Annotated in this window: 10 protein-coding genes; 4 read left to right on the forward strand and 6 right to left on the reverse strand. The window is 62.4% G+C overall.

Annotated features, from left to right (window positions below; translation table 11 throughout):
• Nucleotides 1-2,145 (forward strand): ATP-dependent DNA helicase (locus VFE81_RS02505; RefSeq protein ID WP_325043079.1); only part of this gene is annotated, 2,145 nt, incomplete at its 5' end.
• 147 nt (nucleotides 2,146-2,292) lie between these two features.
• On the opposite strand, the gene VFE81_RS02510 is transcribed toward VFE81_RS02505, so the two are convergent.
• Nucleotides 2,293-2,562 (reverse strand): hypothetical protein, encoded by a 270-nt coding sequence (locus VFE81_RS02510; protein ID WP_325043080.1) that lies wholly within the window; start codon nucleotides 2,560-2,562, stop codon nucleotides 2,293-2,295.
• 231 nt (nucleotides 2,563-2,793) lie between these two features.
• Nucleotides 2,794-4,044 carry a cupin domain-containing protein gene (locus VFE81_RS02515; RefSeq protein WP_325043081.1) on the reverse strand — a complete coding sequence of 417 codons (1,251 nt, stop codon included), beginning with the start codon at nucleotides 4,042-4,044 and terminating at the stop codon, nucleotides 2,794-2,796.
• A gap of 32 nt (nucleotides 4,045-4,076) precedes the next feature.
• Here VFE81_RS02515 and VFE81_RS02520 point away from each other — a divergent pair, with 32 nt between their 5' ends.
• On the forward strand, nucleotides 4,077-4,619 hold the full coding sequence (locus tag VFE81_RS02520) for an FKBP-type peptidyl-prolyl cis-trans isomerase (protein ID WP_093633511.1): 543 nt from the start codon (nucleotides 4,077-4,079) through the stop codon (nucleotides 4,617-4,619).
• On the opposite strand, the gene VFE81_RS02525 is transcribed toward VFE81_RS02520, so the two are convergent.
• The 4 genes from VFE81_RS02525 to VFE81_RS02540 all read right to left on the reverse strand — a co-directional run bounded on the left by VFE81_RS02525 (nucleotide 4,599) and on the right by VFE81_RS02540 (nucleotide 11,109).
• Nucleotides 4,599-5,945 carry a hypothetical protein gene (locus tag VFE81_RS02525; protein WP_325043082.1) on the reverse strand — a complete coding sequence of 449 codons (1,347 nt, stop codon included), beginning with the start codon at nucleotides 5,943-5,945 and terminating at the stop codon, nucleotides 4,599-4,601. The genes VFE81_RS02520 and VFE81_RS02525 overlap by 21 nt on opposite strands.
• Nucleotides 5,932-8,619 (reverse strand): DNA mismatch repair protein MutS, encoded by a 2,688-nt coding sequence (gene mutS, locus VFE81_RS02530; RefSeq protein WP_325043083.1) that lies wholly within the window; start codon nucleotides 8,617-8,619, stop codon nucleotides 5,932-5,934. The genes VFE81_RS02525 and mutS overlap by 14 nt, the downstream gene beginning before the upstream one ends.
• 148 nt (nucleotides 8,620-8,767) lie before the next feature.
• Nucleotides 8,768-10,066 (reverse strand): lysophospholipid transporter LplT, encoded by a 1,299-nt coding sequence (gene lplT / locus VFE81_RS02535; protein ID WP_325043084.1) that lies wholly within the window; start codon nucleotides 10,064-10,066, stop codon nucleotides 8,768-8,770.
• 239 nt (nucleotides 10,067-10,305) lie between these two features.
• Nucleotides 10,306-11,109 (reverse strand): inositol monophosphatase family protein, encoded by an 804-nt coding sequence (locus VFE81_RS02540; protein ID WP_325043085.1) that lies wholly within the window; start codon nucleotides 11,107-11,109, stop codon nucleotides 10,306-10,308.
• Nucleotides 11,110-11,484: 375 nt separating this feature from the next.
• Between VFE81_RS02540 and VFE81_RS02545 the strand changes: the two genes are divergently transcribed.
• Nucleotides 11,485-12,321 (forward strand): RNA methyltransferase, encoded by an 837-nt coding sequence (locus VFE81_RS02545; protein WP_325043086.1) that lies wholly within the window; start codon nucleotides 11,485-11,487, stop codon nucleotides 12,319-12,321.
• A gap of 316 nt (nucleotides 12,322-12,637) precedes the next feature.
• A partial coding sequence (cysE, locus tag VFE81_RS02550; protein WP_325043087.1) for a serine O-acetyltransferase occupies nucleotides 12,638-13,405 on the forward strand: 768 nt, incomplete at its 3' end.

The raw sequence follows: 13,405 nt of genomic DNA on the forward strand, positions 1-13,405 counted from the left end.
CCGCGCCGCGGCACTGAACTGGACGACATTTTCGCCGACAACGGCCTGCTCGCCCGTCAGATCGACGGCTATCGCTCGCGCGCGTCGCAGATCGAGATGTCGCGCGCCGTCGCGGCGGCCATGGAGGCATCGGGTCGCGCAATGCCTGAGCCCGGAATGTTTGAAGCGCAAAAGCGTCCGGCGCGACGTCTGCAAGCGCCGGGCGCGGATGCGCCTGCTGACACCGCTGAAAACGACGAAGCGAATGGTCTCGATGGCAGCGAAAATACGCTGATCGTGGAAGCGGGTACCGGGACCGGCAAGACCTATGCGTATCTCGTGCCGGCCATGTTGTGGGGCGGCAAGGTGATCGTCTCCACCGGCACCAAGCATTTGCAGGATCAGCTCTTTCAGCGCGATATTCCGACGGTGCGCGATGCGCTCGCCGTGCCGGTGTCGGTAGCAATGCTCAAGGGGCGCGCGAACTACCTCTGCCATTACTATCTGCAGCGCACTGCGGATAACGGCCGTTTGCCGTCGCGCCAGGAAACCTCGTATCTGCAGGACATCATTCGCTTCGCCAAGATCACGCGCACCGGCGACAAGGCTGAACTTGCGAGCGTGCCGGAAACGGCGGCGGTGTGGTCGATGGTCACGTCCACGCGTGAAAACTGTCTTGGCCAGGAGTGCCCGCATTACAAGGAGTGCTTTGTGATGCAGGCGCGTCGCGAAGCGCAGCAAGCCGACATCGTGGTGGTCAATCACCATCTGTTTTTCGCCGACATCATGTTGCGCGATACCGGCATGGCCGAATTGCTGCCTACGGCGAACACCATCATCTTCGACGAAGCGCATCAACTGCCGGAAACCGCGACGCTGTTTTTTGGCGAGACGCTCTCTACTGCGCAGTTTCTTGAGCTCGCGCGCGATTCCGTGGCAGAGGGTTTGGGTCACGCGCGCGAATCGGTCGACTGGGTGAAGCTCGGCTCGACGCTCGAACGCGCGGCGCGTGACGTGCGGCTCGCTTTCAAGGAAGACTCGGTGCGCTTGTCGATCGGTCAGTTGTCCGACGATCATCCCTTATTCCCCGCGCTCGAAACGCTTGAAACCGAGCTCGACACGCTGACTTCGGCGCTGGCCGGTCAGGCCGAGCGAGCCGAATCGATTGGCGCGTGTTTGCGCCGCGCGCGCGAGTTGCAAGGCGTGCTTGCGGGTTGGACGACGCCGCCCACCGAGACCGAGCGCGCAGCCGCAGACGCCGCCTCGGCGGACGCCAAGGCCGAGCGTGCCGATCCGAATGAAAAGGTGCGCTGGATCGAAGTCTTCGCGCATACGGTGCAGTTGCACGAAACGCCGCTATCGGTCGCACCGATCTTCGCGAAGCAGCGCGCCGGCGTGCCGCGCGCGTGGATCTTCACGTCGGCGACATTGTCGGTGCGTGGCGACTTCACGCACTACGCGGCGCAGATGGGCCTGAACGCAAAACGTTCGATGACGCTGCCGAGTCCCTTCGACTATCCGACGCAAGGGCTTCTGTACGTGCCGCGCAATTTGCCGCAGCCTTCGTCGCCGATGTTCACCGACGCCGTGTTCGACGCGGCATTGCCCGCCATCGAAGCTTCGGGCGGTGGCGTATTCATGTTGTGCACGACGTTGCGCGCAGTGGACCGCATCTCGGCCAAATTGCGCGACACCATCGAAGCACGCGGCTGGAATTATCCGCTGCTCGTGCAAGGTGACGCGAGCCGCACCGAGTTGCTCGATCGCTTCCGTGCATACGGCAATGCGATTCTGGTGGGCAGTCAGAGCTTCTGGGAAGGGGTGGACGTACGTGGCGATGCGCTTTCGCTAGTCGTGATCGACAAGCTGCCGTTTGCGCCGCCTGATGACCCTGTGTTGTCGGCGCGTCTGGATGCGCTAACGAAGAAGGGATTGAGCCCGTTCGCGGTCCATCAGTTGCCACAGGCTGTGATTACGCTCAAGCAGGGCGCAGGCCGTCTGATTCGCGCTGAGACCGATCGCGGCGTGCTGATGATCTGCGACACACGTCTCGTCGACAAACCGTATGGGCGCCGCATATGGCAGAGCCTGCCGCCATTCAAACGCACTCGCGAGATCGAAGTAGTGCGCGAGTTCTTCGAAGAGCGCGCAACGCCAGCAGAATAAGTTATTCAATACACGCCGTTGTAAAAAGCGGCGCTTAAATGACAAAACGCCACGGATGTGAATCCGTGGCGTTTTGCTTTACTGCCCGGAAAATCAAGTCTGATTTTCCGGGCAGTTCTCGCCCAGAGGCGAACCCTATGCGACAGCTTACTGGCTTGCGCCCGAAGCCGGAGCAGCGGTAGCAGCGTCGCTTGCAGCAGCAGCCGCACCCGAAGCAGCGTCCGTAGCCGAAGCAGCAGCGTCGCTCGCAGCAGCAGCCGCACCCGAAGCAGCCATAGCCGAATCCGAAGCTGCAGCAGCCGGTGCCGAAGCAGCAGCTGCGTCGCTAGCCGGGGCAGCGGCTTGATCGTTGCTCTTGTTGCATGCAGCCAGTGCCACAGCTGCCAACAGGGATGCTACGAGGAGGGATTTCTTCATGATCACGTCCTTTTATGGTTAAAGGTAAGCAACAGCGCAAAATAATACCGGTAATGTGCTCCAACACCGACCTGGGCCGCTGGTGGAGACGCTCTTTTGACGAGCTAGAATCTTCCCTACGGCTTGGCCGGAAATTATATGCACTTTCGTACTGACAATCCATAAATCCGGGGTCAATACGTTGTCTTTCTCATACAAAATTTCACAGTACGGTATAACACGCGGGCAGAGTTACGCAAGCTCGCCCACTTGTATCCAGCCCGCACAATACCACTCGTGAAGCAGTGCTGTCACCGACGAATCGTGCGAGAGTGTTACAAAGCGTTTCGCACTCATACACCGGTGGTCAGCGAGGTCAATTAACCATTTTTTCGCGCCCTCAAACGGCATTTCCTCTCCATTTACGAAGAAAAAACGGCGGTTGTACAACAAATTACTCTTGCGGTCCAGCCGAATGCCGGACTTCGATGCCTGAGTGATGAAACGGGCTTCATTGAGCGGTCGTTGCGGCGGGTCAAAGACGACGCTCGGCTTCGGTTCGCTAAGGTACGTCCCAAGGAACGATGCAATGTCCTGCTCACTCCATTTAACGCGAGCAAGGATCGCGCCAACTCGTTCGACCAATGCTGCGGGCAGCTCTGCCGGACGCTCGACGGCGGGTTGCCGAGGGTCGCGATAAAGCGCATCGGGCCGCGCAGCCGACTCGCCGCGTTCGGCCAGATGGTAGAGGAACTGCGCGGTCAACTCGCCCGCCGAGGGCGCGCGAAAACCGATCGAGCAGGTCATGCATTCGCCTTCGGCGACTCCGTCATGGGCGATATGCGGCGGTAGGTACAACATGTCACCCGGCTCGAGCAGCCATTCCTCTTCCGGTTCGAAATGCTGTAAAACTTTCAAAGGTAAACCCGGTTGGAGCGTCAGATCTTTCTGTGCACTGATCCGCCACCGGCGCTTACCTTTTACTTGCAAAAGAAACACATCGTAGGAATCGAAATGGGGGCCGACGCCGCCGCCATCGCTCGCATACGAAATCATCAGATCGTCCAGACGCGCGTCCGGCACAAAGCGGAAGCGATCGAGCAGCGCCCGCGCGCGATCGTCGTAAAGGTCTACGCCTTGCACGAGCAACGTCCAGGCGCGCTGCTTCACCGACGGCAGTTCATCAGGCGCGAACGGGCCGTGCTCCAGTTGCCATTTGTTGCGAAAGTGCGTGATCAGGCGCGCTTCGACTTCGTCGTGGTCGGCCAGTTCGAAAAATTCATCGCGCGACAGCGGCGCCTCCACGTTCGGGATCGCCTGGCGGATCAGCAGTGGTTTTTTTTGCCAGTACCGGCGCATGAATTGCGACGGTGTCAGATTGCCGAGCAAGGGCGTGGGTGTGTCGGGCGAGGGCGGCAGGCCGGGGAGCGACGGCTTTGAAGCCGGCGAAGATTTCCGTGCCGAAGCTGCGTCGGCAGGGTGGTCAGTGGGCCGCTTGGGCATCGTATAATGTGAGTTGTATTCTGGAGAATCGAATGAAAATCGCAAAGAACACCGTCGTGTCGGTCGCTTACAAGCTATCGGATGCGCAGGGCAATCTGATTGAAGAAAGCGACGAGCCGATGGTCTATCTGCACGGCGGCTATGATGGCACGTTCCCCAAGATCGAGGAAGAGCTCGATGGCCACGAGGCTGGCTTCGAGACCCAGATCCAGCTCGAGCCGCAAGACGCGTTCGGCGAGTACGACCCCGATCTCGTGAAGATCGAGCCGCGCGATCGCTTCCCGGAACCGCTCGAAGTCGGCATGCAATTCGAAGGCACGCCGGAAGAAGGCGATGAGGATCTCGATTCGCTGGTCTACGTGGTGACCGACGTGGCGGAAGACAAAGTCGTGCTCGACGGCAACCATCCGCTCGCCGGCATGGCACTGCGTTTCGCGCTGACAGTCAAGGACGTGCGTCCGGCTACTGAAGACGAAATCCAGCACGAACACGCGCATGGCGCCGACGGCCTCGAAGTCCTCGATGACGATGACGACGAAGCTGAAGACGACAAGTCAGGGCCCACGCTGCACTGAGCTTGCGGGCGTGCCGGGAGCATTTGAAGAAGCGCCCGGTGCGCGCGGCAAAACGACCGAGGTGGGCGGGGCGGACATGGCCGGGCCATACTCGCCGTTGCTGTTGTCCGCTGGTCCGTATTGCTGCTGAACCGGTTGTGGCTGCCCGGGCGTTTGCAACAACGGCGGCAACTCGGAAGCGGGGCCTAACGCAGGCACGGCCGGCATCGAAGCCGCCGGCTCGTCGCGCGGCTGCAAAGATGGCGCCGTGGGCATCGGCATTTGCTTCGGCACATCGCGCACGCTCACGCGGAACGGCGGTTTCTTGCCGAGGTCCGCTTCAATCTGAATCCACTGGTTAAGACGATCATGCGGCGCGAGTGCGATACGTGTGAGATTCGTCACGAGCATCCCCTTGTCATTGCGCAATGGCTGATCGATCACGAAGCCGGCGCTCGCGCGTTCGTCGTCGCAATGAATCACCAGCACGGGTCCGCGAAAAATCTGCGCGAGTTTGACCAGGCTGCGTTTGAACTCCAGAAAACCGTCGCGGCGCGTGTTACGCGTAAAGCGCAGCCATGCGAAACGGTCAGGCCGTTCGTAGCGCTCCGGATCGGGGTCACCCTGAATGAAGACGACAATCGCGCGCGCGTCGCGACGTTTCGCGTATTCGGCAGCGTGCTCGAGCCAGAATGCATTGGCGATCACGCGATCTTCGAACTCACCGTTGCGGCCGCCCGCAGTCAGGTAGTGATTGTTCGGACCCGGCGCGTTCAGACCGACAAACACGGTGTCGCCGACTTGCCAGCGCACGTTCTCCCGGAACGGACGAAAGCGCGACACCTCGCTCTCGCGCGTCAACGCGATCGGATTCTGACCCATCGACGCGGAGTCGGTGAAGAGGGTCTGGCGTAGTTGATCGAGCCGCTCGACCGGGTCGAAACCACCGGCCTCAGCCGTGCCGCAGTCGGCCCAGTCGTGCTGGCCCGGAATAAAGAAGAGAGCGGCCCGCGACGTTTCGAGCAGCGCGTGTCGCCGTTCGTATAACGCATCGCGGCAGGCTTCTTTCGCACCCTTCAGATTGCCGTCGTAGACGATGAAGGATACTTCACGGTCGCGGCCGATCGCTTCGATCAGGCGTTGTGTGGGCGCTTCGTCGGCAGGGCTTTGCATCGTGTTGGCGATGACCGCGAAGGCATAACGCGGCGTTTCGGCATGCACGAGCGGAGCAAACACCACAAGCGGCACCAGCGCCACGAGGCCGCCCCTGAGTGTGAGGGCGATGGTGAGCGCCGCGCAAAGTTTGCGCGGGCGCTGCGAGGGCCTGTGTGCGTCAATGATCTGCATCCGGCGCGGCGGCCAGGTCGTGCAGTTCGTACAGCAGATCGAGCGCTTCGCGCGGCCGCAGATCGTTCGGATCGATTGCGCGCAGACGTTCGACGAGCGCCTGCATGGCCGGTGACCCCGCCGCTGAATCCCGCTTGTCGTCGCGTTCGTCGTCGGCATCTGCGACCAGCATAGGCAGGGGTGTTGCGAACAGATCGAGTTGTGGTGCAGGTTGCGCCGCTGATTGCTGTTCGAGATGGGCGAGATGCTTGCGGGCCGCGCGAATCACCGCGTTCGGCACGCCGGCCAGTTGCGCGACCTGCAAACCGTAGCTCTGATTCGCCGGACCTTCACTGACCGCATGCAGGAACACGATGCCGTGCCCATGCTCGACTGCCGAGAGATGCACATTGGCCGCGTGTGGAAACTCGGCGGGCAACTGCGTCAATTCGAAGTAGTGCGTGGCGAACAGCGTATGACAGCCGTTGTGCGAAAGCAGATGCCGCGCGATGGCCCAAGCCAGCGCAAGGCCGTCGAACGTCGACGTGCCGCGCCCGATCTCGTCCATCAGCACGAGACTTTGCGGTGTTGCGTCGTTCAGGATCGCCGCTGCTTCCGTCATCTCGACCATGAAGGTTGAACGGCCGCCGGCCAGATCGTCCGCTGCGCCGATTCGCGTGAAAATGCGATCGATCGGACCGAATTCCGCGCGTCGTGCCGGCACATAGCTGCCGACGTATGCCAGCAGTGCGATCAGCGCGGTCTGCCGCATGAAGGTCGATTTGCCGCCCATGTTCGGGCCGGTGATCAGCAGCAGTTTGCGCTCGGGTGTGAGCGTGCAGTCGTTTGCGATGAATTGCTCGACCTGCGCCTCGACAACCGGATGCCTCCCCTGTTCGATTTCGATGCCGGTATCTGGCGAAAACGTCGGCGCGACCCAATCGAGCGCGCGGGCGCGTTCGGCGAAGGCAGCCAGCAGATCCAGTTCGGCGAGCGCCGCGGCGACCCGCTGGCAGTCCGGGATAAAAGGCAGCAGCACTTGCAGCAACGCGTCGTAAAGCGAGCGTTCGCGGGCCAGCGCGCGTTCCTGCGCGGACAGCGCCTTGTCTTCGAAAGTCTTCAGTTCCGGCGTGATGTAACGCTCGGCGTTTTTCAGCGTCTGACGGCGGCGGTAGTCGTCCGGCACCTTGTCGGTCTGGCCGCGCGTGACTTCGATATAGAAGCCGTGCACCTTGTTGTACTCGACGCGCAGATTGCCGATACCGGTGCGCGCCCGTTCGCGCGTTTCGAGGTCGATCAGGAACTGCCCGCAGTTCTCCGAAATATCGCGCAATTCATCGAGCTCAGCATCGTAACCACGGGCGATCACGCCGCCGTCGCGCACCATGGCGGATGGCTCTTGCGCGACTGCGCGCTTAAGTAGTTCGACGCACGCTTGCGGCGGCTCCAGCGACGCGTCGATACGCGCCAGCGAATCCGCATTGGACGAAACAGCCGCGAGTTGCTTGCGCAACTCCGGCAAGGCCATGAAAGTATCGCGCAGGCTCGACAGATCGCGAGGCCGCGCCGACAGCAGCGCCAGACGCCCGGTAATCCGCTCGATATCGGAGATCTGTCGCAACGCGCCGCGCAGCGTTTCGACGCCTGCGCCCGGCGGCGCGTCGAGCAATGCGCCGATGGCCTGCTGACGTGCTTGCGCCACGGCGGCTTCGCGCGGCGGATGATGCAACCAGTGGCGCAGCAGACGACTGCCCATGGTCGTGCAGCAGGTGTCGAGCAGTGAACATAGCGTGGGCGATTCGGTGCCGCGCAGCGTTTCCGTGAGTTCGAGATTGCGGCGCGTGGCGGGGTCGAGCCCGATATATTCGGACTCGTATTCGACCTTCAGGCTGCGCACGTGACGCAATTGCTGACCTTGCGTGGCCGCCGCGTACAGCAGCAGCGCACCGGCCGCGCCGCATGCGGCTGTCAGCGAATGCGCGCCGAAGCCATCGAGGCCGGCTACTTCCAGCTGATCGCACAGACGCTGCGTGCCCGAGGTGATATCGAAGTGCCAGACCGGCACGCGGGTGAGGGCGCCGGCGTTGACGGGCGGCGTCCAGCTCGCGGAGTCGGCGGGTGCATCTGCCACCAGGATTTCTGCGGGACGAATCCGTTCGAGCGCGGCGGCCACCTGGTCGGGCGCAACTTCGGCGAGGCGCAACGCGCCGCTCGCCAGATTCAGCCACGCGAGCCCGACACTCGTTGCGACGCCGCGGCGGTTATGCGCGACGCACAGCGCCATCAGGTAGACATCGTTTTTATCGGACAGGAGCGCAGCATCCGTCAACGTGCCGGGCGTGACCACGCGCATTACTTTGCGCTCGACAGGGCCTTTCGACGTAGCCGGGTCGCCGATCTGTTCGCAAATCGCAACGGATTCGCCGAGCTTCACCAGCTTGGCCAGATACTGCTCGACCGCGTGATACGGCACACCCGCCATCTTGATCGGATTGCCCGCTGACGCGCCGCGCTGCGTAAGTGTTAAATCGAGCAGGCGTGCGGCTTTTTCCGCGTCTTCGAAAAAGAGCTCGTAGAAGTCGCCCATCCGGTAGAACACCAGCGTGCCCGGATGATCCGCCTTGATGCGGAGATACTGCTGCATCATCGGCGTGTGGGGTGCGACGTCATTGGCCGCTGCGGTTTGAATGCCCATCCTTGGTGTCTTTTTGCGTTAGCTGTTCAGGGCGTGAGTTTAACCTGCCGGCGCGGCGAACGGACCTTGGCCGGACGGCTAATCCGCAAAGCAGTTCGCATGCCGCGTGGCAAATTCTCGCGCCGGCCGGGCAGCGCTCGCCACGTCATCATTCTTCCACCAGCGCCCGCATATCCACCGTGCGCTCGTTCACGGCACTGCGCCGTTTTGCGAGCCACATCATGAACGTGATGAAACTGCCGAACACGACGATGATCCATTGCGCCGGCATCTTCGCCGTCAGCAGTATCGCGTAGGCGCCGAGCATCAGCAGCACGGCCAGATTCTGGTTGAAATTCTGCACGGCGATCGAATGACCCGCTGAGAGCAGCGTCGCGCCGCGATGCTGAAGAATCGCGTTCATCGGCACGATAAAAAAGCCGGACAGCGCGCCGAGCAGGATCATCAAAGGATAGGCGAGCAGGATATAGATCGGCAGGACATACGAGCCGATACGAATACCGGCGCCCGCTGGAAACAGGTCCTTGTTGTAGAACGCCACGGCGATTGCCACCGCACCGGTGAGGATGCCGATCGGCAGCACGCGCAGCGAGCTGCGCAACGGAATCAGCGCGGCCGCGGCAGCCGCGCCGACGGCAATGCCGAGTCCCGTGACGCCTTGCATCACGGCGGCCTTCGACAGCGACAAGCCGAGGTTCACGTTCGCCCATTTGAGCACCAGCAATTGCAGTGTGACCGCTCCGCCCCACATTAGCGTCGTGACCCACAGCGCGATCTGCGCGAGCTTGTCGGCCCATAGCACGTTGAAGCAATGATAGAAATCGCCGACCAGTTTCTTCGGCTCGGTCAAACGGTTCGGATAACGTGCGCCGGTGTCGGGAATGAAGATGTTGATCCCCGCCGCGATGGCATACGTGACCATCACCGCGAACATGGCCAGATCGGCGGAGGAGCGGATCAGCGGCAAATGCGCATGCGCGACGAACTTATCGGCCAGGGTGCTGATCAGCGCGCCGCCGACCATCGTGCCGACAATCGTCGACAGGACGGTGGCCGATTCGAGCCACGCATTCGCCTTGACGAGTTTTGCCGCGGGCAGGAGTTCGGTGAGAATGCCGTATTTGGCCGGTGAATACGCGGCCGCGCCAAAACCGACCACGCCGTACGCGATCATCGGGTGGACGCCGGCGATCATCATCAGGCAGCCGCTCGCCTTGAGCGCGTTGGAGACGAACATGACGTGCCGCTTTTGCAGCGCGTCGGCGAACGCGCCGACGAAGGGCGCGAGCAATACGTAGGAGACGGTGAAGAAAATCTGCAGCAGCGGCGTGACCCAGGCGGCCGAACGGATCACCGATAACAAGGCGATAGCGGCGATCAGCAGTGCATTGTCCGCGAGCGACGAAATGAACTGTGCCGCAATGATTGTGTAGAAGCCTTTTTTCATGAAGCGGATCGAAAGCTGCGCGGAAGTCTGGCGCGAAGCGGGGCGCTGCGAAGAACGCGCGAAACACAGCCGGCGATTGAGCGTGCCGGCGCGGCCTCCCGCTTTGTAGCACGAACGCCTGCCGGATGCAGGCGCGCCAACGAAAAAGCGGCCGAAGCCGCTTTTTCGTGTTGCCGATGCCGGCGCAGAGCCGGCCGGATGACGGGCCTGGTCCTGGAACCCAAGACCTTGCTGAGACCTTAGGCCGCTTGCTGACGCGTGCGGCTGTAGCGCGACAGGATCGGGATCATCTGCGCGTAGACCTTCGGATTGCCCGCGACGATTTCGCCGACGTGCAGGAAATCCGAGTCGCCCGTGTAGTTGCCGACCAGACCGCCGGCTTCCGTGATCAGCAGGCTGCCTGCGGCGACGTCCCACGGATTCAGACCTTGCTCGAAAAAGCCGTCCATACGGCCAGCAGCGACGTTCGCCAGATCGAGCGCGGCGGCGCCCGGACGGCGCAGGCCGGCGCAGGCTTCGGTCATTTCAGCGAACTGGCGCCCATACGCTTCGAGACCGTCTTTTTCGCGGAACGGGAAACCGGTGCCGATCAGGCCGTCAGCAAGGCGGTCGCGCTTGGCGACGCGGATGCGGCGGTCGTTCAGGAACGCGCCGCGGCCGCGCGAGGCGGTGAACAGGTCGTTGCGGGTCGGATCGTAGATCACGGACTGCGTCACGATGCCCTTGTGGGCGAGCGCGATCGACACGCAGTAGTACGGAAAACCGTGGATGAAATTGGTGGTGCCGTCGAGCGGATCGATGATCCACTGATATTCGGACTCGTTGTCCGACTTGCCGGATTCTTCGGCGAGGATGGCGTGATCGGGGTAGGCGGTCTTGAGCGTATCGATGATCGCCGCTTCAGACGCTTTGTCGACCTCCGTGACGAAATCGTTGTGCTGTTTCTTGCTGACCTGGATGAGATCGAGGTCGAGCGACGCGCGGGTGATGATCTGGGCTGCACGGCGCGCGGCCTTCACAGCGATATTGAGCATGGGATGCATGAGACTGGATCCTTGTGCCGGGGCAGCACGGCTGCTTACCGGTAAATGAGCTTGGGATGAACGCTAATTGAGCGCCATCAAGGGGCGCGGAAACAGCACGGAACGCACGTCCGGCAAAGGACTGGTGCGGATTCCGCCGACGGAGACGAATTGAATAAGAACGAGGCGCCGGATTTTTCGGAGGCGATAAGCCGGGCGCGAATATTGGTATTTTACCTGAGTCCGGGCGCCGCGGCAGCGGTTGCTGCCCGGCAGGCGGTATGACGGCCGATTGCCGCGCGTTTTGTGTGGCTGTGACACGCAATTCACGCGCAATTCGGAGCCGATGCGGGGTTGGCGCTACCATACGCATTCTTTAGCTTGCCGAATTCCACCTTGGACCACACCCACCATTCTTTCGATCCCACCGTGGCCGACCTGCGCGGCGGTTTTACGTCGACACGCTTCATACTCGTCGAGCCCAGCCATCCGGGTAATGTCGGCGCCGCGGCGCGCGCGCTGAAAACCATGGGTTTCTCGCGTCTCGTGCTGGTGTCGCCACGTGTGCCGCACGTGCAAAACGATCCGGAAGCCATCGCCATGGCGAGCGGCGCTGACGACGTGCTGGCCTCCGCGCATGTCGTGCCGACGCTTGCCGATGCGTTAAGCGGCGTGCATTGGTCGATCGCGCTGACCGCGCGGCTGCGCGAATACGGGCCGCCGCAATGGACGCCGCGTGCCGCGGCTGGTGCCGCGCATGAGCAGGCAGCGCATGGCGAGATCGCGCTGGTGTTCGGCAACGAGCGCACGGGTTTGTCGAATGAGGACGTCGAGCGTTGTAGCGCGCTCGCGCATATTCCGGCCAATCCGGCCTACAGTTCGCTCAATCTGGCGCAGGCCGTGCAGGTGTTGGCGTATGAATTGCGCACGGCGTATTTGTCTGCTGGTGACGCACCGGCCTTGGCGCCCGCGCCGCTTCAAGCCGGTGCAGTGCCGGGCGAGCCGGTCGGCGCGCGGGCGGCGAGTGACGAGATCGAAAGCATGTACGCGCATCTGGAAAGCGCGCTGGTCGCGCTCGAGTTTCTTGATCCGGCCAATCCAAAGAAGCTGATGTCGCGCTTGCGGCGCCTGTTCGCGCGCTCCGGTCTGGAGCGCGAGGAAGTGAATATCGTGCGCGGCATCGCCAAGCATATTTTGCTGAAGACCAAACCGCCGGGCGACGACGCTTCTTAAGGGGAACGTGCTGAACCGCTGAACCGGCAACCGGCAACCGGCAACCGGCAACCCGGCGGCATTGAGGCACTGAGGCACTGAGGCCAAACCGCGGCCCAGCAGCGAGGCGTCGCCTTCCAGCTAAACCCCATCCAGCGCAGCACCCACCCCAATCGCCGACCTTGCCGGCAGCGTGGGCTTCCGGCAGGTTTCGCGCAATCGTCCTACAATCGCTCGAAACGTTCTAAGCAAAGCTGCCGATCTGCTATGCGGCAAGCATCCGTTGTGCGTGGTGTTTCACGCATGCGGTCTTTTTCCCCACGACACAGTCCCTGCCATGTTCACGAGACTCCGCGAAGACATCGCCACGATCCGCGAGCGCGATCCCGCCGCCCGCAGCGCCTGGGAAGTCCTCACGTGTTACCCGGGTCTGCACGCGCTCGTGCTGCACCGGCTTGCGCATGCATGCTGGCGGGCTAAGCGCCGCTGGCTCGCGCGTTTCGTTTCGCAGATGGCGCGTTTCATGACCGGCATCGAAATCCATCCGGGCGCCACGCTGGGCCGCCGCGTGTTCATCGATCACGGCATGGGCGTCGTGATTGGCGAGACGGCGCAAATCGGTGATGACTGCACGATCTATCAGGGCGTGACGCTCGGCGGCACGTCGCTCACGCGCGGCGCGAAGCGCCATCCGACGCTCGAACGCGGCGTGATTGTCGGCGCGGGGGCGAAAGTGCTCGGCGGCTTTGCCATCGGTGCGGACGCGAAGATCGGCTCGAATGCGGTGGTCACGAAGCCGGTGCCGGCGGGTGGCACGGCGGTGGGTAATCCCGCGCGGATCATCGTTCCGGCTGCTGTTGCCGTAGCTTCAGCCGCGGGATCCGACGGTGCCTCGCGCGATGCAAAACGTACGACCGAAAGCAGCGCATTCTGTGCATACGGCATTACGCCGAATGCAGACGATCCGGTGTCACTGGCGATTCACGGGCTGATCGATCACGCCGCCACGCAATCGAAGCGTATTGACGAAATCGTCGATGCGCTGGAGCGGCTGGGAACGAGCCTGGAAGGGCTGCAAGGCGCCGATGCGGCGCTTCTCGACTTG

The sequence above is a fragment of the Paraburkholderia sp. genome, from assembly GCF_035656215.1.
Taxonomy (GTDB): Bacteria; Pseudomonadota; Gammaproteobacteria; order Burkholderiales; family Burkholderiaceae; genus Paraburkholderia.